The 25,842-nt window shown below is 64.3% G+C and carries 21 protein-coding genes; 14 read left to right on the forward strand and 7 right to left on the reverse strand.

Annotated elements, in window-relative coordinates; genetic code table 11:
• The 7 genes from ACK41X_RS10730 to ACK41X_RS10760 all read left to right on the forward strand — a co-directional run.
• A partial coding sequence (locus ACK41X_RS10730; protein WP_409722520.1) for an enoyl-CoA hydratase-related protein occupies positions 1-413 on the forward strand: 413 nt, incomplete at its 5' end.
• Positions 414-1,601, forward strand: a complete 1,188-nt coding sequence (locus ACK41X_RS10735) for an acyl-CoA dehydrogenase family protein (protein ID WP_409722523.1) — start codon at positions 414-416, stop codon at positions 1,599-1,601.
• 40 nt (positions 1,602-1,641) lie between these two features.
• Positions 1,642-3,279, forward strand: a complete 1,638-nt coding sequence (locus tag ACK41X_RS10740) for a benzoate-CoA ligase family protein (RefSeq protein ID WP_409722525.1) — start codon at positions 1,642-1,644, stop codon at positions 3,277-3,279.
• A gap of 101 nt (positions 3,280-3,380) precedes the next feature.
• Entirely contained in the window at positions 3,381-3,842 is a 462-nt protein-coding gene (locus ACK41X_RS10745) for a RidA family protein (RefSeq protein ID WP_409722527.1), read from the forward strand.
• Between the two features lie 89 nt (positions 3,843-3,931).
• Positions 3,932-4,651 (forward strand): hypothetical protein, encoded by a 720-nt coding sequence (locus ACK41X_RS10750; protein ID WP_409722530.1) that lies wholly within the window; start codon positions 3,932-3,934, stop codon positions 4,649-4,651.
• A gap of 122 nt (positions 4,652-4,773) precedes the next feature.
• On the forward strand, positions 4,774-5,535 hold the full coding sequence (locus ACK41X_RS10755; protein WP_409722533.1) for a FadR/GntR family transcriptional regulator: 762 nt from the start codon (positions 4,774-4,776) through the stop codon (positions 5,533-5,535).
• Between the two features lie 49 nt (positions 5,536-5,584).
• Positions 5,585-6,466, forward strand: coding sequence for an ABC transporter substrate-binding protein (locus ACK41X_RS10760; protein WP_409722535.1), 882 nt, complete (start codon positions 5,585-5,587; stop codon positions 6,464-6,466).
• Positions 6,467-6,585: 119 nt separating this feature from the next.
• Here the strand turns inward: ACK41X_RS10760 and ACK41X_RS10765 are convergent, their stop codons facing one another.
• The 5 genes from ACK41X_RS10765 to ACK41X_RS10785 form a co-directional block, all read right to left on the reverse strand.
• Positions 6,586-7,296, reverse strand: coding sequence for an ABC transporter ATP-binding protein (locus ACK41X_RS10765; protein WP_409722537.1), 711 nt, complete (start codon positions 7,294-7,296; stop codon positions 6,586-6,588).
• Complete coding sequence (locus tag ACK41X_RS10770; RefSeq protein ID WP_409722540.1) at positions 7,289-8,044, reverse strand: ABC transporter ATP-binding protein; 756 nt, start codon at positions 8,042-8,044, stop codon at positions 7,289-7,291. The genes ACK41X_RS10765 and ACK41X_RS10770 overlap by 8 nt, the downstream gene beginning before the upstream one ends.
• A complete protein-coding gene (locus ACK41X_RS10775) occupies positions 8,041-9,033 on the reverse strand; it encodes a branched-chain amino acid ABC transporter permease (RefSeq protein WP_409722542.1) in 993 nt (330 codons plus the stop codon). Before ACK41X_RS10775 ends, ACK41X_RS10770 begins: the two co-directional genes overlap by 4 nt.
• Positions 9,034-9,038: 5 nt before the next feature.
• Positions 9,039-9,899 (reverse strand): branched-chain amino acid ABC transporter permease, encoded by an 861-nt coding sequence (locus ACK41X_RS10780; RefSeq protein WP_409722545.1) that lies wholly within the window; start codon positions 9,897-9,899, stop codon positions 9,039-9,041.
• A gap of 139 nt (positions 9,900-10,038) precedes the next feature.
• Positions 10,039-11,223: an ABC transporter substrate-binding protein gene (locus ACK41X_RS10785; protein ID WP_409722548.1), complete on the reverse strand. Its 1,185-nt coding sequence runs from the start codon at positions 11,221-11,223 to the stop codon at positions 10,039-10,041.
• A gap of 586 nt (positions 11,224-11,809) precedes the next feature.
• On the opposite strand from ACK41X_RS10785, the gene xdhA reads away from it, so the two are divergent.
• Positions 11,810-13,222 (forward strand): xanthine dehydrogenase small subunit, encoded by a 1,413-nt coding sequence (xdhA, locus tag ACK41X_RS10790; protein ID WP_409722551.1) that lies wholly within the window; start codon positions 11,810-11,812, stop codon positions 13,220-13,222.
• Positions 13,219-15,537 (forward strand): xanthine dehydrogenase molybdopterin binding subunit, encoded by a 2,319-nt coding sequence (xdhB, locus tag ACK41X_RS10795; protein ID WP_409722554.1) that lies wholly within the window; start codon positions 13,219-13,221, stop codon positions 15,535-15,537. The genes xdhA and xdhB overlap by 4 nt, the downstream gene beginning before the upstream one ends.
• A 32-nt stretch (positions 15,538-15,569) precedes the next feature.
• On the opposite strand, the gene ACK41X_RS10800 is transcribed toward xdhB, so the two are convergent.
• Positions 15,570-17,630: a hypothetical protein gene (locus ACK41X_RS10800; RefSeq protein WP_409722557.1), complete on the reverse strand. Its 2,061-nt coding sequence runs from the start codon at positions 17,628-17,630 to the stop codon at positions 15,570-15,572.
• Positions 17,631-17,947: 317 nt separating this feature from the next.
• Here ACK41X_RS10800 and ACK41X_RS10805 point away from each other — a divergent pair, with 317 nt between their 5' ends.
• The 3 genes from ACK41X_RS10805 (at position 17,948) to ACK41X_RS10815 (ending at position 22,941) form a co-directional block, all read left to right on the forward strand.
• A complete protein-coding gene (locus ACK41X_RS10805) occupies positions 17,948-18,613 on the forward strand; it encodes a TetR/AcrR family transcriptional regulator (RefSeq protein WP_409722559.1) in 666 nt (221 codons plus the stop codon).
• Positions 18,610-19,701, forward strand: coding sequence for an efflux RND transporter periplasmic adaptor subunit (locus tag ACK41X_RS10810; RefSeq protein ID WP_409722562.1), 1,092 nt, complete (start codon positions 18,610-18,612; stop codon positions 19,699-19,701). The genes ACK41X_RS10805 and ACK41X_RS10810 overlap by 4 nt, the downstream gene beginning before the upstream one ends.
• Before the next feature lie 111 nt (positions 19,702-19,812).
• A complete protein-coding gene (locus ACK41X_RS10815; RefSeq protein WP_409722564.1) occupies positions 19,813-22,941 on the forward strand; it encodes an efflux RND transporter permease subunit in 3,129 nt (1,042 codons plus the stop codon).
• A 62-nt stretch (positions 22,942-23,003) separates the two neighbouring features.
• On the opposite strand, the gene ACK41X_RS10820 is transcribed toward ACK41X_RS10815, so the two are convergent.
• Positions 23,004-23,846, reverse strand: a complete 843-nt coding sequence (locus ACK41X_RS10820; protein ID WP_409722567.1) for a shikimate dehydrogenase — start codon at positions 23,844-23,846, stop codon at positions 23,004-23,006.
• 82 nt (positions 23,847-23,928) lie between these two features.
• Here ACK41X_RS10820 and ACK41X_RS10825 point away from each other — a divergent pair, with 82 nt between their 5' ends.
• Positions 23,929-24,858 carry a TRAP transporter substrate-binding protein gene (locus ACK41X_RS10825; protein ID WP_409722570.1) on the forward strand — a complete coding sequence of 310 codons (930 nt, stop codon included), beginning with the start codon at positions 23,929-23,931 and terminating at the stop codon, positions 24,856-24,858.
• Positions 24,859-24,972: 114 nt separating this feature from the next.
• Complete coding sequence (locus ACK41X_RS10830) at positions 24,973-25,830, forward strand: IclR family transcriptional regulator (protein ID WP_409722573.1); 858 nt, start codon at positions 24,973-24,975, stop codon at positions 25,828-25,830.
• Positions 25,831-25,842: the final 12 nt, after the last annotated feature.

Raw genomic sequence — 25,842 nt, forward strand, 5'->3', positions numbered from 1 at the left:
CACCGAAGGCGAAGGTCGCGTTCCTGTTCAATCGCGTTGGGCTTGCTGGCTGCGACATGGGCGCCTGTGCGATCCTGCCGCGCATCATCGGGCAGGGCCGCGCCGCCGAGCTGCTCTATACCGGCCGCGTCATGGGCGGCGAGGAAGCGGAACGCTTCGGCTTCTTCAATCGCCTGTCACCGCCGGAAAATGTGCTGGCCGATGCGACGGCGCTCGCCAACGAACTCTGCGCCGGGCCGACCTTCGCCAACGGCATGACCAAACGCATGCTCGAGATGGAGTGGGCGATGTCGGTCGAGCAATCGATCGAGGCCGAAGCCGTCGCGCAGGCGCTGTGCATGGAGACCGAAGACTTCAAGCGCGCCTTTCATGCCTTCGCCAACAAGCAAAAGCCTGTGTTCGAGGGCACCTAGATGAGCCTCGCCGAAACTCTCCGCTGGCCTTTCTTCAACGATGGGCACCGCGACTTTGCCGAGCGGCTGAACAGCTGGGCCGCGGACCATCTGCACACGCTGCCGCATGACGATGTGGACGAGGCCTGCCGCGCCCGCGTCAAGGCGCTGGGCGAGGCGGGCTTTCTGACCCCGACGGTGCCGGCCGAATATGGCGGCATGTATCCGCAATTCGACGTACGCACGCTTTGCCTCGCGCGCGAGATTCTCGGCTTCCACGACGGGCTCGCCGATTTCGCCTTCGCCATGCAAGGGCTCGGCACCGGCTCGATCACGCTTTATGGCTCGCCGGACTTGAAGCGGCGCTACTTGCCTAAGGTCGGCAAGGGCCAGGCGATTGCGGCCTTCGCACTGTCCGAGCCGGAAGCGGGCTCCGACGTCGCGGCGATGGCGATGACGGCGGTGCCGGACGGCAATACGCATGTGCGGCTCGACGGCCGCAAGACCTGGATATCGAACGGCGGCATCGCGGACCACTATGTCGTGTTCGCCCGCACCGGCGAGGCCCCCGGCGCGCGGGGGCTTTCCGCCTTCATGGTCGATGCCGACGCGCCGGGCCTGTCGATCGAAGAGCGGATCGAGGTGATCGCGCCGCATCCGCTGGCGACGCTGAAATTCGACAATGTCCGCATCCCGGTGACCAACCGTCTCGGCGCGCCGGGCGAGGGCTTCAAGGTCGCGATGGCAACGCTCGACATTTTCCGCTCGACCGTGGGCGCCGCGGCGCTGGGCTTTGCGCGGCGTGCCTTGCACGAAATGACCGAGCGCGCCGCCACCCGCAAATTGTTCGGCGCGCCGCTCGGCGACCTGCAGCTGACGCAAGGCGCGCTCGCCGATTCCATCACCGATGTCGATACCTCCGCGCTCCTCGTTTACCGCTCGGCCTGGACCAAGGATAACGGTGCGGCCCGCGTCACGAGCGAAGCCGCGATGGCCAAGATGCATGCGACCGAGGCCGCGCAGCGCGTCATCGACCGCGCGGTACAGCTGTTCGGCGGCCAGGGCGTCACCAAGGGCGTGAAGGTCGAGGAATTGTATCGCGAGATCCGCGCATTACGCATCTATGAGGGCGCGACCGAGGTGCAGAAGGTCGTGATCGCGCGCGAAGCCTTGAAGACTCATGCGGCCGCCAAGGCCGCGAACATGTGACGAACCAGAACGCGCCGGGGCAGACACGGAGTATCAGATCATGATCCGCTCGGGACATACCGACACCTTCGCGCGGGACAATCTCCCGCCGCAGGATCAGTGGCCGGAATTCCTGTTCACGCTGCCGGAGCTGCAATATCCGGACCGGCTGAACTGCGTGACCGAGTTCGTCGACAAATGGGTGACGTCCGGGCAGGGCGATCGGACGGCGATCGTGTCGCCGAACGAGACGCTGACCTATGCGCAGCTTGCCGAGCGCATTAACCGTATTGCCAATGTGCTCACCCGCGATCTCGGTTTCGTGCCGGGCAATCGCGTGCTGCTGCGCTCCGCCAATAATCCGACGATGATTGCGGCCTATCTCGCAGTGATGAAGGCGGGCGGCGTGACGGTCGCGACCATGCCGCTCTTGCGCGCCAAGGAGCTCTCCTACACGGTCAAAAAAGCCAAGATCAAACTCGCGCTGTGCGACAGGAAGCTCGGCGACGAGATGGAGAAAACCAAGGCGCTCGCGCCCGAACTCGAGCGCGCTGTCTATTGGGGAGAGGGCGGCGAGCTTGAAGCCCTGATGAACAAGCCGGGCTACGAGAACTTCACCGCCTGCGACACGGCGATCGACGATGTCTGCCTGATCGCCTTCACGTCGGGGACGACGGGCGAGCCAAAAGGCACCATGCATTTCCACCGCGACATGCTGGCGCCCTGCGACTCCTACGGCAAATATGTGCTGCAGGCCTCCCCCGACGATCGCTTCATCGGCTCGGCGCCGCTCGCCTTCACCTTCGGACTTGGCGGGCATGTGCTGTTCCCGTTCCGCATCGGCGCCACCACGATCCAGCTCGAAAAGCTGACGCCGGACGAGTTGCTTCCAGCCATCGAGAAGTACAAGGCAACGGTGGTGTTCACGGCGCCGACCGCCTACCGCGCGGTCACGCCGCATGTCGGCAAGCACGACATTTCGTCCTTGCGCAAATGCGTGTCGGCCGGCGAAGCCCTGCCGAAAGCCACGTTCGAGGCGTGGAAGAAGGCCACAGGCATCACCATTCTCGACGGCATCGGCGGCACCGAGATGATGCATATCTTCATCGGCTCGCCGGAGGGGCAAGTTCGCGGCGGTTCCACCGGACAGCCGGTGCCGGGCTATGTCGCCAAGGTCGTGGACGACAATTACAACGAGGTGCCGCGCGGCACCATCGGCCGCCTTGCGGTCAAGGGTCCGACCGGCTGCCGCTATCTCGACGATCCGCGCCAGACCAAGTATGTGCAACATGGCTGGAATTTTCCGGGCGATACTTACGTGCAGGATGCCGACGGCTATTTCTGGTACCAGGCGCGCTCCGACGACATGATCATCTCGTCGGGCTACAACATCGCCGGCCCCGAAGTCGAAGAGGTGCTGCTGGCGCATCCGGCGGTCGCCGAATGCGGTGTGGTCGGCGCGCCCGATCCGGAACGCGGCCACATCGTCAAGGCCTATATCGTGCTGCGGGCTGGCCATAGCGGTGATGCGGCGCTGACCAAGACTTTGCAGGACTATGTGAAGAATACGGTCGCACCCTACAAATATCCGCGTGCGATCGAGTATGTCGCGTCGCTTCCGCGCACCCAGACCGGCAAGCTGCAGCGTTTCGAGCTGCGCAAGATTGCCGAGGCGGATGCGGAGAAGATGGCGTCTTGATTGTCGATGGTCATGCGCGGGCTTGACCCGCGCAACCATTGATTTCGTTTGATGGATAGCCGGGGATAGACGAGTGAAGCAACGCCGTTCTTCGAACGGCTATGCCCTGCCATGACCAAGGAAATGCAATCAGGAGACCTCCCGTGCCGGACATCGCCGCTAAGCCCGCGACCAACACCATCCTCAATCCGGCCGGCTGGCCGCAGCCGAAGGGCTATGCCAACGGCGTCAAGGCGCGCGGCGAGATGATCTTTGTCGGCGGCATGGTCGGATGGGACAAGGACGGAAAATTTCCGCAAGGTTTCGTCGCCCAGACCCGACAGCTTCTGGAAAATATCGTCGCCGTTCTGAAGGAAGGCGGCGCGCGGCCTGAGCATGTCGTGCGTATGACATGGTATGTCACCGACATCGACGCCTACCGGAACTCTTTGCCGGAGCTCGGCAAGGCCTATCGCGATGTGATGGGCAAGAATTTCGGCGCCATGGCGCTGGTGCAGGTCACGTCGCTGGTGGAAAAGGAAGCCCTGCTCGAAATCGAGACCACAGCGGTCATCCCGGACTGAAGAAGGCCTTTGACTCACGCCCGGCGAGCGGCTGTGCTGAGCGCGGCCGCAAAACCGGAGCCGCCGCCTTGCCTTGGCTGTTGAACCGCGTGAGCATCAGCACCGCGATCCTTGCGGCATCGCTGCTCCTGCATCTCGGCTTTTTCGGTGCGATCGTGCTGGCGGAGCGCCGCATCCTGCCGCCGTCTATGCTGCAGACGATCGACGTGGACCTGGTCGAGCCGGAGGAGCTTGAGCCGAAGCGGGACGAGCCGGAGAAGCCGCCGGAAGCGCCGAAGCAGGCCGAACGCAAACCGCCCGAGCCGGTGCAGCAAAAGCCGCAAGCCCCCGCGCAAAGCCAGCCATCGGCAGGCAGTCTCGATGCCTCCGCCGATGCCGGGCGCGCCGACGCGTCCCCGCCCGAGCTGAAACGGGCGGTCAGGCCTGAAACGCCCGATATGCCGCAGGGCGGCCCGGCGGGCGAAGGAAAATCGAAGCTCACGCCGGATGAGATCGCCTCGCTGCGTGCGCAGATCCAGAAATGCTGGAAGCTGCCGGTTGGCATTCCCGGGATGATCGGGCTGGAGGTGGTGCTGCGGGTCTCGTTCGGTCCGAACGGGCAGCTTGCCGGCGCGCCTGTGTTGCTGCAGGCGCCGGCCTCGGAACGCGGCCCGATGCTGGTCGGGATCGCCATGAACGCGCTCCAGGGCTGCTACCCCTACAAGCTGCCGCCGGGCAAATATGCCGACTGGAAGACGCTGGACCTGAAGTTCACCGCGACGGGCATGGCCGGGCTGGCGCCGCCGCCAAAGCTGCCGAAGCGGGGTTGAGCCGGCGTCGTTGAAAAAACGGAGGGTCGCCCCGAGGATCGTTTGCCTATAAGATACTATCTTTACTAACTTTATAATCCGACCTAGTCTTGGCCCGCGAGACGGAAAGGCTGAGCCCAGCCATGAACACGCAGACCACGCTCATCGCCCGTGCCGGAGAGCCGTTCGTGGCTGGCCGCTCCGGCTCGCTGTCGGCGCAGATCGTCGCCGATGTGCGCGATGCGCTGACCGAGAAGCGGCTGAAATCCGGCGATCCGATCGGCACCGAGAAGGACCTCGCCGCGCGCTATGGGGTGAGCCGGATCGTGGCTCGCGATGCGTTGCGCACGCTGCAGGCGCTGGGCATCGCCGAAATCCGCATGGGCAAGGGCGGCGGGGCGCGGGTGGCGCGCGGCAATCCGCGCCTGTTCGCCGAGGCGCTTGCGGTGCAGCTCGATCTGACCGGTGTCACGGCCGCCGAGGTCATGGATGCCCAGCGCGCCATCGAGACGCTGGCTGCCGAACTGGCCGCCGAGCACGCAACGCCCGCCGACCATGCGCGGCTGCGCCGGCTGCTTAGCGAGGCGGAAGCGATCATCGACGACGGCGATGCCTATACCCGCTCCTGCCGCGACTTCCATCTCGCGATTGCCGAAGCCTCGCATAACCGCGTGCTGGTGGTGCAGTTTCTCTCTCTCAATCACATCTCGTGGCCATCGCATAACCGCACGTTGACGCCGGACGTGTCGCGCCGGGTGCTGGCGGTGCACAAGGAACTCGCCGCGCTGATCGAGATGCGCGATGGCGCCGGCGCGCGCAAGCTGATGGACGACCACGTCAAGATGATCCGCGCGCGGCGCGTTTCCGAACGCGACCGCGCACATGGCGACGAGGGCTGCTGCTGACTTGAGACGTGACTGAAACGACCACAAAGGCAAAACGGGAGAAACGCAAATGGCGACCAATCACAAATTCATCATCGAGCCGCATTTCCGTCTGCAGGAATGGATTGCGGAGGAGAAGGGCTATTTCAAGGACGAGGGGCTCGACTACATCTTCCGCGAACTGGTGCAGTCGACCGACGGTAAGATTCACGACAAGGGCAACAAGGTCGGCGCCTACCAGTCCTTCGAGGAAGGCCGCAAATCGGACGTGAGCTGCGCCTGCCACTGGACGGTGAATGTCGCGGCCGCTTCCGGCCATGGGCGGCTCAACCGCGATGTTTATTCGGTGGCGCCTTCGGGGATTTTCGTTGCGCCTGATTCACCGATCAAATCGCCGGCCGACCTCGCCGATGTGCCGATCTCGGTCGGCTTCCAGTCCGGCTCGCATTACGCATCGATCCAGGCGCTGGAAAGCTACATGCCGCGCGAGCGGATCAAGCTGTCGTTCAACGACGGCATGCTGTTCAAGCGCATGGAGCTTCTGCTCGACGGCAAGATTCCGGCGGCGACGCTGTTCTCGGGACCGTATTATCTCGCCGAGCAGCTCGGCTTCCGGAAGATCATGGACAACACCTTCATGATCGCCAACATGATCCACGGCGACCCCGATCCCGAAGACCTGCGCAAATATTTCACTGCGCTGAAGCGCGCGCAGCGCGACCTGGATCTCCGCCCGGAGCTCTATACGCATTACTACACGAAGGAATTCCCGGTACGCTGGCACGGCGTGATGGATACGCGCCGCTGGGGTCCGGGCGAGCGCATCGTGTTCGAGCCCTATACCGAGGAGACCTTCAACGTGTCGCGCGACTGGATCGCCGACCGCGATATCTTCGAGGGCGGCGATCTCGGCAAGAGGCGCTACGAGGAAGCGACGGTGAGTGTGATGTGATGTGGGTCATTCGGGGGCGCCGCCGGAGCCGGCGAACCCGAAATCCAGAGCCGCACACTCCGCTCTTGAGTCTGCATTCGGGGTTCGCGCGCTTTGCGCGCGCCCTGCAATGACAAAGGTCAAGACACCTTCAGCCCGATGAGCCGCTCCAGCGTCGCCTCGTCTTTGATCAGCTCTGCAGACGGCGCGCGGTGCACGACGTTGCCGCGCTCCAGCACGATGGCATCCTTGGTCAGCGACAAGGCAATCTCGGCATGCTGCTCGACCAGTACGAAGGCGGTGCCCTGCTCGGTCAGCATCTTGCGGATTGCCGCAGTCAGCTCCTCGACGATGATCGGCGCGAGGCCCTCGAACGGCTCGTCGAGCAAGAGGAGCTGCGGATTGGTCATCAGCGCGCGCGCGAGCGCCAGCATCTGCTGCTCACCGCCGGAGAGCTGGTTGCCCTTGTTGCCGCGCCGCTCCTTCAGCCGCGGCAGCAGATCGTAGATGCGCTCGATGGTCCAGTGCCCGGGGCGCGCGGTGACGGTGAGGTTTTCGGCGACCGTCAGCGAGGGGAAAATCTCGCGCTCCTGTGCGACCCAGCCAATGCCGGCGCGGGCGCGCTTGTAGGGCGCAAGGCGGGTAATGTCCTCGCCGCGCCAGTGGATCGTACCGCGCGTCATGCGCGTGAAACCCATGATGGTGAGGAGAAGCGTCGACTTGCCGACGCCGTTCCTTCCCAGCACTGCGAGGCTTCCCTTGTCGGCGAGATCGAACGAAATGTCGCTCAACACCACGGCGTCGCCATAGCCGGCGCGCACGCCTTGGAGCGAGAGGAGCGTATCAGGCATGATGCGCGCCTCCGAGATAGACTTCGCGCACGCGTGGATCGGTTGAGATTTCCTTCGGCGTGCCTTCCAGCAGGATCGCCCCGCCGACCATCACAATGATGCGGCTGGCGAAGCGGAATACCACATTCATGTCATGCTCGATGAACAGGACCGTAATGTCCTGCGACAGGTCGGCGATCACCGAGAACAGTTCCGAACTTTCCTCAGGCGGCACGCCGGCGGCCGGCTCGTCGAGCAGCAGAACCTGCGGGCGTGTCGCCAGCGCCAGCGCGATCTCGAGGAGGCGCTGCTGGCCGTAGGCCAGTTCGCGGGTGGTACGATAGGCGTGATCACCGAGGCGCAGCGACTTCAGGATGGTGTACGCCTCTTCTGCATTCTCGCGATAGGAAGGCAGCGCCTTCCACCAGGTTCCTGCATCGCCCGTGCGCTCGCAGATCGCAAGCGTCACCGCTTCCAGCGCCGACAGGTTGGGAAACAGCGTGTTGATCTGGAAGGTGCGAACCAGGCCGCGCTTGACCCGCTCATCCGGATGCAGCGCCGTGACGTCCTCGCCGCCGAGCAGGATCTGGCCGGAATCCGGCTTGATCATGCCGGTCATCAGGTTGATCAGGGTGGTCTTGCCGGCGCCGTTCGGGCCGATCAGCGCGTAACGTTCGCCTTTCGGGATGGCGATGGAGATGTCGCGCGCAACCTGGAGCTGGCCGAAGCTCTTGTTGACGCCGCGCGTGGAGAGAGCGGGTGCGGTCATGTGCTGCGCCGTCCCATCAAGGCGCGGTAAAGCTGGGACAGGCCGCCGAGGATGCCGTTCGGCAGCACCATCACCACCATCACCAGCAACAGGCCGATCCAGAAATACCAGAATTGCGGGTTGATGCCGGAGAACTGGTCGCGCGCGACGAGGAAGATGATCGCACCGATCAGCCCGCCATAAAGCATGCCGGCGCCGCCGAGCACCAGCATCACCAGCACGTCGGCAGAGCGCTGGAAGTCGATCGCGCCGAGCGAGACCGTCGACGTGGTCTGCGCAAGCAGTGCCCCGGCGATGCCGGCGATGGCGGCGGACATGGTGTAGACCTTGCGGATATGCGCATCCGACGGCGCGCCGATCGCCGGCATGCGCACCGAATTCTCGCGGATGCCGCGAAGGGCGAGACCGAACGGCGAGTTGGTCAGACGGCGCACCACAAGAAAGATGAGGAACAGCACGATCAGCGAATAAGTGTAGGCGGTGCGGCCCCACAGGTCGAATTCGTAGATGCCGAGCAGCTTGCCGATGCGGATGCCCTGCAACCCGTCGGCGCCGCCGGTCAGCCAGTGCGCGGCATTGGCGACTTCATGGACCAGAAAGCCCAAGCCCAGCGTGACCATGATCAGCGCCAGATGCTTGATGCGGGAAATCATGAAGCTCGTCGCATAGCCGAACAGGCCGGTCAGCAGTGCAGCGGCAAAAAGGCCGAAGATCGGATCGCCAAAGCCGTATTTGGAAATGATCCCCGCGGTATAGGCACCGATACCGAAATAGGCTGCATGCCCGAGCGAAACGATGCCGGCATAACCCAGGATCAAATCGAGCGAGAGCGCGAACAGCGCGGTGATCGCGATCTGGCTGGCGAGCGACAGGTAGTTCGGAAACAGGAAGAACGGCAGGATGGTGGCGAGCCAGAACACATATTCCAGCGGATGCCAGCGCGCCTGCGCCCGCATGTAATCGTAGGGTGTGAGTGATGGCGTACTCATGGGACTCAACGCTTGCCGAACAGGCCCTGCGGCCGCCACATCAAGAGAACGATCATAACGAGATAGATCATGAAGGCGCCGATCTGCGGCACGTAGTACTTGCCGGCAATGTCGCTGACGCCGATCAGGACGGCGGCGACGAACGAGCCCCAGATCGAGCCGAGGCCGCCGACCGACACAACGATCAGCACATAGACGAGGTAGATCAGCGCAAAGGAGGGATCGAGCCCCACAATCTCGATCGCGAGCGCGCCGCCGAGGCCGGCAAGCCCCGAGCCGAGCGCGAAGGCGACCGCGAAGGTGCCGTCGACATTGATTCCAAGCCCGCGCGCCATGCGCTGATTATCGACCGCGGCACGGACCTGCTGGCCGAACCGGGTATATTCCAGCGTCAGCACCAGAAGCAGTGTGACGGCAAGGCCGACCGCGATCAGAAAGATACGGTAGACGCCGAAATTGATGCCGAAATACTGCACCGAGCCGCGCAGGAAGGCGGGCGTCGCCGCCGGCTGCAGGATGGTGCCGAAGATATAGGCCGCCGTCGCAATCGACATGAAGGCAAGCCCGATGGTGAGCAGCACCTGATCGAGCTCGCTGGCGCGATAGAGCCTGCGATAGAGCGTTCGTTCAAGCACGACGCTGACGGCTGCAGCCGCAAGAAACGCCATCGGCAGCGTTGCCAGAAATGGCCAGCCGAACGTGTTGACCAGCGTAACCGTCACGTAACCGCCAAGCATCGCGAAGGCGCAATGCGCGAGGTTGACGAAATTCATCATGCCGAGCGTGACCGACAGCCCGACCGACAAAAGAAACAACAGCATGCCATAGGCAAAGCCGTCGAACAGAACGCCGATGATAGGCCCCAACGTCGTCCCCTTACACGAGATACCGGTTCCGCTCCCTCTTGAGCGCGGGCGAATGCTGTACTCGTTGAAATGACGCCCCGCAAGCCAACGCCCGGAGCGGAGCCCCGGGCGCTGGATGATCCTGGCGCGTGAACCCCGGTTACTTCTTCATCCGCGCCTTGACCGGATCCTTTACATTTTCGATCCGGTCGATCTCGACATTCTGCAGCTTGCCGTCGACCTTCTCGACACGGCGGATATAGACGTTCTGGATAATGTCGCGGGTCTCCGGATCGATGGAGATCGGGCCGCGCGGGCTTTCCCAGGCCATGCCCTTGGCCGCATCGACCATCGCCTGCGCGTCGGTCTTGCCGCCGGTCTTCTTCAGCACGTCGTAGATCAGCTGCATGCCGTCCCAGCCGCCAATCGAGAAGAAGTCCGGATTGCGGCCATATTCCGCATTATAGGCCTTCACGAAGGCTGCGTTCTTGTCCGATTTGTGCGCCGGGTCATAGTGGAAGGCGGTGATGATGCCGAGCGCAGCGTCGCCCATCGATTTCAGTGCGCTGTCGTCGGTGATTTCGCCTTGGCCCATGACCTTGACCTTGCGCGGGTCGATGCCGCGCTCGGCCAGCGCCTTGCCGAAGGCGGCCGGCTGTGCGCCGCCCGGAACGAAAACATAAATGCCTTCCGGATTGAGATCCTTGGCGCGCTGCACATAGGCCGAGAAGTCGGGATTGGCGACCGCCATCTTCACCGTGCCGATGACTTCGCCGCCAGCCTCCTTGAAGGCGCGGGAGAAGCCGGCCTCGGCGTCGATGCCGGGGCCGTAATCGGAATGCATCGTATAAGCCTTCTTCACACCGCCCTTGGTCGCGGCCCATTGGCCGAGCGCCTCGTTCACCTGCGGGGTGGTCAGTGAAGTCCGCACCATGAAGGGCGATTTGGTGGTGACGATGGAGGTGGCGGCATTCATCACCACCATGAACTTCTTGGCCTGCTCGGAGACGTCGCCCGCGGCCATCGCATTCGGGGTGAGCACGAAGCCGGCGAGAATGTCGACACCGTCGCGCACCACGAGTTCCTGCGCGAGCCGCTTGGCGACATCGGGGGCGATGCCGCCGACATCCTTGCGGATGAACTCGACCTTGCGGCCGGCGACGGTGTCGCCGTTCTGCTTGACGAACAGCTTGATGGCATTGTCCATCTGCGCCGCCGCGTCGGCGAACTGGCCGGAATACGGCATGATCAGGCCGATCTTGATCGGGCCCTGTTGCGCATGCGCGGCGCCCGCAAACAGCGCGGTCGCAGCCAATGCGGCGATTCCAAATGTTCTTCTATTCATGGACTATCCTCCTGAAACCTCTTGGTCTTTCACGCTCGCTTTCGCGTCGGCGCGGACACTATCGGCGGCCATTCTTGCGGTCAATGAAAGCTGCGAAGGAATGCGCAGTCGCGGACGCGATAGCAAAGCGCACCGGCGATGCCCAACCGATCGTCGGAACCAACGTGTGGGAGCTCAACGAACCGGATCGGCCGCGGGCCGGATCGGCGACGTTAACGATACCCAATTCAGCACGGACGAATGTGCCGATTTCTTGATCAAGCCAACGGACGCGATAGCGGTCTGATCGCACTCTTTGGCGGAAGGTTGACGCTATCGGTGCTCCACCACAGCCTCGATGGGTCTTTGTTCGACGTTAGTCGTAGGCTGCTGGAGGCATGCCCGCCATCAGTCCGTACGCCGAGGCATAGGACGTCTGCGCATCGTGAATATCGCGCGGCTTGGTTGCCGGGTTGCGGGCTGGCTGCGGGCCGCTGGTTGCTGGTCTTGGCCCAACCGGAATGGCTTGGAGAAAGGCGGGACAATGCGGGCCGACGCCGCTACGCTGTCCGGCGGAAGCTTTACAAAATCGGTGAGCCCTTCCCGCATGTCGGCGCTTTGTTTCCAACTGAATGGCCGGACCGTGGTCGAGGACCGGGTGTCCCCCACCATGACCCTTCTGGATTATCTGCGGCTCAAGGCGCGCCTGACCGGCACCAAGGAAGGCTGTGCCGAGGGCGATTGCGGAGCCTGCACCGTAGTTGTCGGTCTGCCGCAGGACGACGGATGCATGGCCTGGCGCGCTGTCAATTCCTGTCTCGTGCTGGTGCCGCAGGTCGACGGGCTGCCGGTCATGACGGTGGAAGGTCTCGCTCAGCCCGATGGCACGCTGCACTCGGTGCAGCAGAGCCTGATCGAGGCCGACGCCACCCAATGCGGTTTCTGCACGCCTGGCTTTGCGATGGCGATGTTCGCCTTCGCGCAAGGCGGCGAGCCGCGCGACGACGAGACCATCCATGAGGCGCTGGCCGGCAATCTGTGCCGCTGCACCGGCTATCGCCCGATCGTCGAGGCCTGCAAGGCCATGCGCGCCGATCCGCCGGGCTGCGGACTGGCCGAGCAGGCTGGCGAAGCGGCGCGCGAATACCGGCAGGGCGCGCAGCTTTATCTGGCGCCGCGCAGCATCGGCGAGCTTGTGGAGGCGAAAGCGAAATATCCCGACGCCTTTGTGTTGGGCGGCGGCACCGATCTCGGTATCCGCGTGTCGAAGGATCGCGAAGCGTTTCCGGTCGTGATCTCGACCCAGTGGGTCAGCGAGCTTCGCACAATATCGGACGACCAACGCAAGCTCATCATCGGCGGCAGCGTGACCTATACGCGCGCGTTGCCTGCGCTCGACAAACATTTTCCGTCCTTTGCCGCTCTCGTCCGACGTATTGGCTCGCGTCAGATCCGCAATATTGGAACGCTCGCCGCCAACATCGCCAATGCTTCGCCGATCGGAGACACCATTCCGTGTCTGATGGCGCTCGACGCCACCATCATGCTTCGTTCCAGACGCGGCGCGCGCGGCGTGAAGGCCGACGGGTTCATCACCGGCTATCGCAAGACCGCGATGGAGAAAGACGAAATAATCGCGGCGATCGAGATTCCGCTGCTCAAGCCCGGAACGGGCTTCACCGTCTATAAATTGTCGAAGCGCTTCGACCAGGATATTTCGACCGTGATCGGCGCCTATCGCCTGCGCGTCGAGGGCGGCAAGGTCGCGGAACTGCGCGCGGCCTATGGCGGCATGGCCGCGACCACGGCGCGCGCGAGGCATGTCGAGGCCGCACTCAACGGCAAACCATGGACGGCCGAAAGCCTGCGCGACATCGACTCGTTGATTGCGCAGGATTTCCAGCCGATGACCGATCATCGCGGCACCGACGCCTATCGCCTGCGCGCGGCCGCAAACCTGATCCGGCGGCTGCAGATCGAGACAACAGGCGGTGAGCAAACCGGAGTGTGGCAGCTATGAACGCACCTCTGTCCCGAATCCGCGGCGGTGTGCATGCCTCGGTCAGGCATGACAGCGCTGCCGGCCACACCAATGGCCAGGCGCTCTATCTCGACGACATCCCGATGGTGCCGGGCTCGCTCGAAACCGCGCTGGTGCTCTCGCCGCATCCGCACGGGCGCATCAAGTCGATCGATGTGTCGACGGCGCTTGCCGCGGAGGGAGTGGCTGCGGTCGTCACCGCGGCGGACATTCCAGGCAAGAACGACATCGCACCCATTCGCACCGACGAACCGCTGCTTGCGGCCGGCCTTGTCGAACACGAGGGCCAGATCGTGGCTGCCGTCGCTGCGGCGACCCTCGATCAGGCGCGCGCCGCGGCGAAGCTCGTCAAGGTCGATTACGAGGTGCTGCCGGCCGTGCTGACGGTCGAAGAAGCGGTGGCGAAGGAGATGTATCTGGCGCCGGTCCAGACCATGGTTCGCGGCGATGTCGATGCAGCGCTTGCGTCTGCGCCACACCGTCTGAAGGGAGAATTCCGTTGCGGCGGGCAGGATCACTTCTATCTCGAAGGCCAGATCGCGCTGGCAACGCCCGGCGAAAACAATCGCGATGTTCACGTGTTCTCGTCGACCCAGCATCCGACCGAGGTGCAGCACGGTGTCGCGCATGTGCTTGGCATTCCGTTCAATGCGGTGACGGTGGAGGTGCGCCGCATGGGCGGCGGCTTCGGCGGCAAGGAAAGCCAGCCGACCATCATTGCAGGCATTGCCGCGCTGCTCGCCTGGAAGACGCGCAGGCCGGTGAAGCTGCGGCTGCCGCGCGACGACGACATGCGCGCCACGGGCAAGCGGCACCCGTTCTATTATCGCTACGAGGTCGGTTTCGACGATGAGGGCGCGGTGCTCGGGCTCGATCTGCTGCTTGCCGCGAACGGCGGACACGTCGCCGACCATACGCCCGCGGTGCTGACGCGCGCGCTGTGCCATTCAGACAATTGCTACTGGCTGCCGGCGCTTCGCTTCCGCGGTCTGCCGTGCAAGACCAACACCGTCTCGAACACGGCGTTTCGCGGCTATGGCGGACCGCAGGGCATGTTCGCGATCGAGACGATCCTCGACACGGTCGCGCGTTATCTCGGCAAATCGCTGGACGAAGTGCGCAGGCGGAATTTCTACGGCCACGGCCGCAACAACGTCACGCCCTACGGCATGACGGTCGAGGATAACATTATCGAACAGGTGATGGACGAATTTGACCGCACCGTCGATCTGCAAGGCTGGCGCGAGAGTGTCGTAGCATTCAACAGGACGAGCCCGATCGTGAAGAAGGGCCTCGCCACCATGCCGGTGAAGTTCGGCATCTCGTTCAACCGGCCCGCGCTCAACCAGGCCGGTGCACTGGTCCATGTCTATACGGACGGCAGCGTGACGCTGAACCACGGCGGCACCGAGATGGGGCAGGGGCTGTTCATCAAGGTCGCGCAGGTGGTGGCTGAGACGTTCCAGATCGACATCGACAATATCAAGATCACCGCGACCACGACCGGCAAGGTGCCGAACACGTCGCCGACCGCGGCCTCGTCCGGTTCCGATCTCAATGGCATGGCGGCAAAGAATGCCGCCGAGCAGATCAAGGACCGGATGGCCGATGTCGCGGCCGAACAATTCAACGTGCCCAAGGGCGAGATCGTGTTCTCGTCGAACCGCATCTATGCCGGCAACCGCTCGATGTCGTTTGCCGAGCTTGCGGCGTTGTCATGGGAGAAGCGGGTATCGCTGTCGGCGACCGGCTTCTACCGCACGCCGAAAATCCACTGGGACTTCACCACCAGCAGCGGCCGGCCGTTCTATTACTTTACGTACGGCGTCGCCGCCGCCGAGGTCGCGATCGACACACTGACCGGCGAAATGCGGTGCCTGCGCGCCGAGCTTCTGCAGGATTGCGGCGCCTCGCTCAATCCGGCCATCGACCTCGGACAGATCGAGGGCGCCTTCGTGCAGGGCATGGGCTGGCTCACCACCGAAGAGCTGGTCTGGGATGCAAAGGGCCATCTGCGCACGCACGGGCCTTCGACCTACAAAATTCCCGGCAGCCGCGACGTGCCGCCGGTGTTCAACGCGCGCATCCTGCAGAATGCGCCGAACCGCGAGGACACGATCTTCCGCTCCAAGGCGGTGGGAGAGCCGCCACTGATGCTGGCGCTGTCGGTGTGGCTCGCGGTGCGCGACGCGATCTCGTCGCTGTCGGATTACAGGCTCGCGCCTGTGATCGACGCGCCGACCACGCCGGACCGCGTGCTGGCGGCGGTGGACGAGATGCGGGCGCGGGCGTAGACATCAGCTCGCCCGCCCCCGCAAAGATCCGGCTACAACGTCAGCTGCCGCACCGCGTCTTCCGCGGCCTTCACCTTTGCCTCGATCTCCTTGTCCAGCTTTGCTTCCGCCGCGCCGATCTCGGCCAGCCGATCCTCCTGCGTCTTCAGCGTCGCCAGATAACGGCGGCCCAGATCGGAGTTCGCGCCGACCGATTGCAGGTTGCTGCGTACGCGCTGCTGATCCTGCACAATCCTGTCGCGCTCGTGTTCGATCTGGCCCTTCTGCGCGCGCGCCTTGTTCATCTCCTCGATCAACGTCGTGAGCCGGCCGATCGTTGCCTTCAGTGCCGGGGTCTCGTTTTCCAGCCCGCGAATCCGGACCAGCATGTCCTCGACGTCGAGTTCGGTCAGCACGATGCTTTCGCGGTCGAGCCGCTCGGTGACGAAACGCGCCTTCGTCGTCTGGCCTTTCGGCGCGGTGATGGTGTGCCGGTAGCGGGTCGGCGTTTCCTCGACGCCTTTCACATCGGCAGCGGGCGCCCAGCCCGGAACGCGCTCTTCTTCGACGACGATGATGCGGTCTTGGTCAGGCGGTGCGGTGACTTCGTAATCGACCGTGCGGCGGGACTGCGTCTGCACCGTCAGCGTGCCATTCAGCGCCTTGCCGAGCGAGGTCTGGACGACGCCCCTGTCGTCGCGCCGGATCGCGGTCCGGGTATCGACGGCGAAGGTCGCGAGCCGCGTCGCGTCCTTCGGCGTCAGCGGCAGCAAGGCGTCGCCGACGAAATTGGTGCCGCCATCCGCCGTGTTTTCGAATGCGGTGACGAGTCCGGCCGGCAGCGCAGTGTCGCCATCGTTCTTCAGCCGCACCGCAGCCAGCGGCCGATTGGGCACGATGTCGGGCTGAAAGAGCCAGATACGCTCGACCGGGATTTCGCGGTCGGTGAACGGCACCATCATGGTGTGCCCGGTCGCGAGCGAGAGCTTGGCCGGGAAGCGGTACAGCAATTGCGTCGCGGCTTCCTCGGCCGCGGCAGGATTCGCCGGCGTTGCGGCCGGTCCGGCGGATGCGGGTGCGACCGGCGATGGCGCGGCGATCGCCGGCACCGAGCGTGTCAGTCTTTGGGCAGCAAGCGTGCCCGCGATCTGATCGGCGCGAAGCTGCGCCTGTGGTGCGGAAGATGGTACCGCCTTTTCCTGCACATCGTTGATGCGCGGCACGACCGGCGTGCCGGTCGCGACCGGCACTTCAGGCCGGTTTGCGAACAGCGCGGTATAAAGCGGTTGCCGCAGCGCCACCGGATTGCCGGACACCAGCGTCAGCTCGACATCCTTCCAGTCGCCCCCGGTCAGATTCTCGATCACCGCCCAGCCCTGCAGCCGCGCCTTCACGGGTGCCTTGGCGTCCGTGCTGCCATCTTTGGGCAGCACGATGCGATATGCGGTCTTCCAGACGGGCGCTGCAACCACATAGCTGATCGCGACATCGCGCGTGCCCTCGCCGAGAAAACCGATCGACAGCGTGCGCCGGTCCTTGGCGCGGTTCTCGATCAGGCCCTGAAGCAGCCGCTCGATCTGCGCGCGGGTCTGCGGGTCGGTGAAGCGCAGCTCGGTCACTTCTTCGAGGATCGCCTGGGTGAGGCCTGCGGGCGTCATCAGGGTCAGGCGATGCCGCGTGGTGGTGCCGCCATTACTCGGCAATGCGACCTGTTCGCGGACCACGCGGAAGACGCGGCCTTTCGCGGTCACCGGACCTGCGATCTCGATTTCGCTTCCGGTCAGCGCATTGAGGAGGTCGGGCGAGGAGTTCAGCGCCTCGGGGCCGAATGGCAGATCGCGAAACAGTTCCGGCAGCGGTGTCTTGCCCGGCAGGCTGACGGTGCCGACCGCGCCGGCCCGGTCAAACACGGTCAGGCTTTTCAAGATGTCGTCGACCTGATCGAGGCGGACCGGCAACGCGATCGTGGAATTGCCGGAGACCGGCCCCCCAAAAGTGAACTGGGCCAGACCTGAATTCGACAGGACCACTTCTTTAAGCGGCAGCTCAGCAGCCACGCCGGGGCTCATCGCCGCGACCGTGAGCATCGCCGCGCCCAGGATTCTACTAGTCATCGCTTTGTCTCCCGTCCCCGTGCGGACATTTTCGCGCCGGCCAGACTGTAACCAAGCCGCCGCGACGCAATCATGGCGGAACCCGCCGATCCGGAATCCGAACCGATGCTCGCCACGGTAGAAACTCGGCCATTGGCTGAGCTCCGCCGCATCTGGCGGTACCCATCGGTCTGATTTCCGTTGCTCATCAGGAAATTTCGCGTCGACGGACCCCGCCCGGCCATTGACTCGCCTGATTTCGGGGGACAAGTAGAGCGAACGTTCATTCGTTTTATGTGCACCGCAATAGTGCGAGATGACCGGAGGGCAGGGGACAGGTGCGCCAGGCCAACGTGCAGCTTCATTCCGACCGCCGCTCGGAGATCCTCGATGCGGCGCGTCGATGCTTCGCCCGGACCGGATTTCACCAGACCTCGATGCAGCAGATCTGCGCCGAGGCCGGCATGAGCCCCGGCAACCTCTACCGATATTTTCCCTCGAAGGAGGCGATCATCGCCGGGATCGCCGAGCGCGACCGCGCCGAAGTTGCGGCGCAACTGGCCGATACGCAATTCACCGCGGATTTCTTCTCGACCTTTGCCGCACTGGCCCGCCACCACTTCGTCGAGCGCACGGCGGAGGAAGTCGGGCTGTGCGCGGAGATCATGTCGGAGAGCCGGCGCAATCCGACGATCGCGAAGATCATGAACGACTTCGACGCCGACGTAAAGGACCGTCTCATCACCATGCTGCATGCGGCGCAGGCGCGCGGCGACATTTCGCGCGATGCCGATATCGGTGCCGCAGTAGAGATGCTGATGATCATCGCCGACGGCGTGTGGTGGCGCAGAGCCGTGGATCCAAATTTCGACGCCGAAGCGGTGCTGCCGATGTTCTTCGATGTCACGAAATACATGCTGCTGCAACGTGGCAAGGGCAAAAACGGAGATCTTGGGCGAAACGCGGACCTCGCGCGCGCGGCCCTCGCGGGAGAGACGAGATGAAGGCAAGTCGTATCGCCGCTGTCGGCATCGTCGTCGGTGCGGTGGCCTGGGTCGCCTCGGGCCATCTGATGCCGCACGAGTCTTCCGAAAGCCGGGCCGCGATCCGTCCCAACACCGCCGAGCCGAAGCTGTTTCGTGTCGCGGTGATCGAGACCAAGCTCGCTCCCCACGCGCGCCGGCTGGTGCTTTCCGGACGGACGGAGGCCGACAAGAAGGTCACGATTACCGCGCGGACCGGCGGCGTGCTGACGGAAATGCGGGTCCGGCGCGGCATGCATGTCAAGAAAGGCGATGTGATCGCCGTCCTGTCCGACGATGCGCGCGAAGCGCAGGTCGCGCAGGCGACCGCGCTCTATCATCAGCGGAAGACCGAACTGGAGGCGCGCCGCAAGCTGATCGAGCAGGGGTCGCTGCCCAAGCTCGAAGCGGTGAATCTCGAGGCGCAATACAAGTCGGCCGAGGCGGCGCTGGCGGCAGCGGTCGCCGAGCGCGATCGCGGCGTGCTGCGTGCGCCGTGGGACGGCATTATCACGAACCATTCCGAAGTCGGCGGCGCGTCGCTGGCAATGCAGGGCGCGCCCGTTGCCCAGATGGTGTCGCTCGATCCGATGCTTGCTGTGGTTGAAGTCTCGGAGCGCCGGTTGCGTGGCCTCAAGGTCGGAGACGAGGCGGAGGTTCGGCTCGTGACCGGACAGACGGCAACAGGGCGCATCCGCTATATCGCGCCCTCCGCGAGCGACACCACGCGGACCTATCGGGTCGATATCGAGATCAAGAATCCGGATGGCGCCATTCCCGACGGGATCACGGCGGAAGTATCGATCCCGATGGCGCCGGTGCCGGCGTCGCGGGTGCCGCGCTCTGCGCTGACCTTCTCCTCGTCCGGCGATCTCGGCGTGCGCATGGTGAATGGCGGCGCCAAGGTGGATTTCGTCCCGGTCAGCGTGGTCGAGGACGATCAGGGCCACATGTGGGTCTCCGGAATTCCCGATGGCGCGCGCGTCATCGTGCAGGGCCAGGATTTCGTGCGCGAAGGTCAGCAGGTGGTCGCCGTGCCCGCCGAAGTGGCGGTGGGTTCGGCCCGGTGACGGTCATCACCGGGCAGGCGCGAAGCGCCGCGGCCCGGTGATCCATTTTGCAAAAGATGATGGATGGCCGGGTCAAGCCCGGCCATGACGGGGTTGAGGGATCGGCTTCTTATGTTCAAGCTCATCGACTACGCCATCAGCCATTCCCGGCTGACCATTGCCACGCTGATCTTCCTGCTGGTGGCGGGCTTCGTCTCCTATCGCACGATCCCGAAAGAGGCCGAGCCGGACGTCAAGATTCCGATCATCTATACCCAGCTGACCCAGCGCGGCATTTCGCCGGAAGATGCCGAGCGGCTGCTGCTGCGGCCGGTCGAGACGCAGTTGAAGTCGGTCGGCAACGTCAAGGAGATGCGCTCCACCGCCTATGAAGGCGGCGGCTATGTGCTGCTGGAATTCGAGGCCGGTTTCGATTCCAAGGCGGCACTCGCCGACGTGCGCGCCAAGGTCGATCAGGCCAAGCGCGATCTGCCGCGCGACGCCGACGAGCCGGTGGTGACCGAAGTCAATCTCTCGCTCTATCCGGTGCTGGTGGTGGCGCTGTCCGGCGACATGCCGGAGCGTTCGATGCTGCGCATCGCGCGCAACGCCAAGAATGTGATCGAGCAGGTGCCGGGCGTATTGTCCGCCGAATTGCGCGGTTCGCGCGACGAGGCGGTGGAGATCATTGTCGAGCCGATGCTGCTCAAGAGCTATGGCGTCTCGCTCGACCAGCTGATCTCGACCGTCAACGCGTCCAACAGTCTGATCGCCGCGGGTGCGCTGGAAGGCGATACCGGCCGCTTCGCGGTGAAAGTCCCCGGCTTGATCGAGCAGCCCCGGGACGTGCTGAAAGTGCCGGTGGCCGCGACCAAGGGCGCTGCGGTCACCGTCGGCGACGTGGCGCTGGTCAAGCCGACCTTCAAGGATGCAACCTCGATCACCCGCGTCAATGGCCGCTCAGCCATGACCATCGAGGTGTCGAAACGCACCGGCGCGAACCTGATCGAGACCGTGGACGGCGTCAAAGCCGCGGTCGAGAAGATGAAGGGCAACTGGCCCGCCTCGGTCCAGGTCACATTCACACAGGACAAATCCAAGGTCATCCGTCAGATGCTGGCGGATTTGCAGAATTCGGTCGCAACCGGCGTGCTGCTGGTCGCCGTCATCATCCTGTTCGCGCTTGGCTTCCGCGCCTCGCTGTTCATCGGCATTGCGATCCCGGCTTCGTTCCTCGCGGGCGTGCTCGGGCTCCAGCTCGCCGGGCTGACGATCAATATCGTTGTGCTGTTCTCGCTGATTCTCGCGGTCGGCATGCTGGTCGACGATGCCATCATCGTCTCCGAATATGCGGAGCGGCGGATGTCCGAAGGCATGCCGCCGAAGGAGGCCTATTCGCTCGCGGCCAAACGCATGGCCGGGCCGGTGACGGCCGCGACGGCCACCCGCATTGCCGCGTTCTCTCCGCTTCTGTTCTGGCCGGGCGTGGTCGGCGAATTCATGAAATACATGCCGATCACGCTGATCGCGACGCTCTCGGCCTCACTGATCGTCGCGCTGTTCTTCACGCCCACGCTCGGCGCCTTGCTTGGCAAGGCGTCGCCGGTGCCGCTCGACGAGCGCGCCAATGATCGCGGCCCCTATATGCGGACCGTGAAATTTGCGCTGCGCTATCCCGGCGGCACGCTGGCGGCGGCCTTTGCGCTGCTGATCGCGGTGATCGCGCTTTATGGCAAGATCGGCAAGGGTGTCGAATTTTTCCCGAGCGTCGAGCCCGATTACGGCCAGGTGATCGTGCATGCGCGCGGCAATATCTCGCTCGACGAGAAGGACCGCATCCTGACCGAGGTCGAGAAGCGGGTGCTGCAATTTGACGGCCTGAGCACGGTCTATACCCGTATCGGCGAACAGCCGCGCGGCATGGCCGAGCTGAGTGAGGATACCATCGGCGTCATCCAGTTCGAGTTCTCCGACTGGCAGCGCCGCGATCCGGCCAACAAGATCATGGACGCGATCCGCGACAAGACCGCGGACATTCCCGGCATTCTTGTCGAGGTGACCGCGCCGCGCGCCGGTCCGCCGACCGGCAAGCCGGTGCAGGTGCAGCTCAGCGCGCTCAATCCCGACGTTCTTCCGGCGGCGGCGAAGAAAGTCGCCGGCATCCTCGCGCAGCGCGCCGATATCCGCGATCTGGACGATGGATTGCCGCTGCCCGGCATCGACTGGAAGATCGACGTCGACAAGGCCGAGGCTGCGAAATATGCGGCGGGACCGAACACGGTCGGCACCGCCGTCCAGCTCGTCACCAACGGCGTGAAGGTCACCGAATATCGTCCGGCGGACAGCGACAAGGCGGTCGACATCCTGGTGCGGTTCCCGAACGACCGCAGAAGCCTCGACCAGATCGACGAATTGCGCATTCAGACCCAGTCCGGGCAGGTGCCGATCGGTAATTTCGTGCAGCGGATTCCGGTGCAGCGCGTCGGCTATATCAACCGCGTCGCCGGCAACCGCGTGATCACGGTCTCGTCCAACGTCGCCGAGGGCGTCCAGAGCGCGAAAGTGCAGCAGGAGATTGCCGCCGAACTCGCCAAGACCGATCTCGGGCCGGGCGTTCTGTTCCGCATGAAGGGCGAGGACGAGGAGCGCGAGAAAGCCGGCGCCTTCCTGATGAAGGCTTTCGGCACCGCGATCTTTCTGATCTTTGCAATCCTTTTGGCGCAGTTCAACCGGCTGACCTCGGTGGTGCTGGTGCTGAGCGCGGTGGTGCTCTCGACCATCGGCGTGTTGATCGGGCTGATGGTGATGGGCCAGCCATTCGGCGTGGTGATGACCGGCATCGGCATCATCGCCAATGCCGGCGTGATCGTGAACAACAATATCGTGCTGATCGATACCTACGACCGGTTGCGGCGCGAGGGCATGGCGGCCTATGAAGCCATTCTCGAAACCTGCCGCGAGCGTGTACGGCCGGTGATGCTGACCGCGGTGACCGCGATCCTCGGCGTCCTGCCGATCGCGTTCGGAGTCAATCTCGACTTCATCCTGCGCGAGGTCACGGTGGGCGCGCCGGCGACGCAATGGTGGATTTCGCTTTCCACCGCGATCGTGTTCGGGCTCGGCTTTGCCACCATCCTGACGCTGATCGTGACGCCGGCGGCGCTGATGCTGATCGCCAACGGCGCCGAATGGCGGGTGGCGAAGCTCGCGAAACTGCGTGCGTGGTGGAAGGGGCGGAGCACGAAGCCGGCGGGGGCGTAGACTTTCCGTCGGTTCGTCGTTCCGGGGCACACGCAACGCGCGTGAAACCGAATGATTCAAGACTACAGCGTCGCTTCCACCGCGCGCCGCAATTCGTTTGAGACATGCGGGCGCACGCCGAAGAACGCCTCGAAGGCCGGCACCGCCTGATGCAGCAGCATGCCGAGGCCGTCGACCGCTTGATTGCCTCGCTTGCGCGCCGCGGCGAGCAGCGGCGTCTCCAGCGGGTTGTAGACGATGTCCGACACCAGCGCGTCCGCCGGCAGCGCAGCGAGCGCAATGTCGAGCGGCGGATAGCCGGTCATGCCCTGGCTCGTGGTGTTGACCAGCAAGGCTGCGCCCGAAAGCGCGTCGTGACGATCCTCCCACGCAATCGCGCGGATGCGCGCCGGATCGATCTGTGAAAGGTCCTGCGCGCGCTGCATGGTGCGGTTGGCGAGACGGATTTCCGCTGCGCCGTCATCCAGTAGCGCCACCACCACGGCGCGCGCCGCACCGCCCGCACCGAGCACCACCACGGGCCCGGCGCTCGCCGTGAAGTCGGGGCGCACATCGCGCAGGCTCGCCATAAAGCCATAGGCGTCGGTGTTGAAACCGGACAAGGTGCCGTCGTCCTGCACCACGACGGTATTCACCGCGCCGATCCGGTGCGCCACCGGATCGACCGCCTCCAGCAGCGGAAGCACCGCGAGCTTGTGCGGAATCGTGACGTTGCAGCCGGAAAAGCCGAGCGCGCGCAGGCCGCGTATGGCGTCGGGGAGGCGCTCCGGCTGGACCGGCAGCGGCAGATAGGCGCCGCGGATTTGGTATTGCGAAAGCCAGTGGCCATGCAGCACCGGCGAGCGCGATTGCGCGATCGGCCAGCCGATCACGCCGGCCATTCTGAACGATTGCGGTGCAGCCATGATTGCAGTTACGGAAGTTGCGATACGGAGATGCTTCGGACATGCGCGCGACACTGTCTGGCAAACTAACAGGCCTTTCATCATGAGCAAAGCGAACCCGATTGAGATTCGCATGGGCGGCTACGGCCCGTCCTCGACCGGCTTCAGCAAGGCGCTGAAATTCATCGGCGACCGGCTGGCAGCCGAATTCGGCGACCGCGTGGATGTCAAGTATGTGTGGAACATCATGGAGTTCGGCTATCGCTCCGAGGACATTCTCTGGCTGGTCGAGAAGGGCATCCTGTCGCTTGGCTATCAATCGTCGAGCTATCTCACCGACCGCGTGCCCGAACTCGGCTTTGTCGATCTGCCGTTCCTGTTCGCGAACCGGGACGAGGCGCGCCGCGCCATCGATGGCGCGCTTGGCGCAACGCTCGCGAAGGCGATCGAGGGCAAGGCGGATTACCGGATCGTCGGCTGGTTCGAGAACGGCTTCCGCCATATCTCGAATCGCCTGCGCCCGGTGCGCCGTCCCGCCGATCTCGCCGGCATGACCATCCGCGTCCTGCCGAGCGACATCCAGAAGCGGACCTTCGAGCTGCTCGGCGCGTTGCCGCAGCGTCTCGATCTCACCGAAGCGCTTAAGATGATCGTCTCAGGCACCATCGATGCCCAGGAAAATCCGCTCGCCAATACCGTGACCTATGGCGCGCATAAATATCATCGTTTCCACACCCTGACCGGCCACTTCTATATCTCGCGTCCGATCTTCGTGTGCCGGGCGCAGTTCGATGCCTGGCCGGTCGCGCTGCAGGAGGCGATGCGCAGCGCTGCAGCGGAAGCCGTGACCTTTCAGCGCAGGCTGGCGGTGGAAGAGGAGCGTGACGCACGCCGCGCCATCGAGGCGCAAGGCTGCCTGATCGAGGAATTGACGCAAACCGAGCACCAATCGTTCGTTTCCGCGGTCGCGCCGATGATGGCGGAGGCGGAAGCGGTGTATGGCGGCGCGATGCTCCGGCAGGTAGGCCGATAATGAAGTCATTTCATATCGCGAAATCGAACTTTACCATTTCGAAAATGCCTTGACTCCGCCCGGCGGCCGCCTTTCTCTTCGTCCAACAACAAAAACCGAAGAGAGGAATACGCCGTGACGGACACCGCCATTGCTCCTGGTCCCATTGCTGCGCCGGTCACCAATGGCAGCATCAAGTCGCCGCATCGCGGCTCCATCCAGTCCGTCGATCGCGCATTGTCGCTGCTCGAGGCGCTGGCCGAAGCCGGCGGCGAAGCCTCGCTGACCGATCTGTCGCGGCGCACCCGCCTCAATGTCTCCACTTGCCATCACCTGCTCTCGACGCTGGTGAACTGGGGCTATGTCGGCAAGGTGCCGGGCCGTCGCTCCTATGCGCTCGGTGCGCGCGTTCTTTATCTCGGTCATGCCTGCCTGCGTCAGGTCGATCTGCCGCAGCGCGCGCAGCCGCATATGGACCGCATCAATCAGGTCACCGGCGAGAGCGTCCATCTTGCCATCCTGCAGGGCGACAACATCGTCACGCTGGTGAAGCGCGAGGCGCGCCATGCGGTGCGCGTCGATTCCGGCATGATCGGACGCAGCGATGCGCCGCACGCCACTGCGACCGGCAAGGCGATGATCGCATGGCTGCCGGAAGATCAGATCCGCCGCATGTTGCCAGAGGGATTGCGACGCTTCACCGATAACACCATCACCGATTTCGGCGTGCTGATCGAGGAATTGCGGCATGTGCGCCGCAACGGCGTTGCGCTCGACCGCGAGGAGTTTCAGCCCGGCGTGATCTGTGTCGGATCCGCGATCCGCGACCATGCCGGCGCTGTGGTCGGCGCTATCAGCGCTTCGGCGCCGTCGATGCGCGCGACGGACGAGCATCTCGCGCTGATGCGGCAGGAAGTGATCGCAGCGACCAACGCATTGTCGGCCGAGCTTGGCGAGCCGGGCTCGCTGAAGCCGGTTTTGACGACGAACTGACAACGACGATTT

This window comes from Pseudorhodoplanes sp. (genome assembly GCF_046289595.1).
GTDB lineage: Bacteria > Pseudomonadota > Alphaproteobacteria > Rhizobiales > Xanthobacteraceae > Pseudorhodoplanes.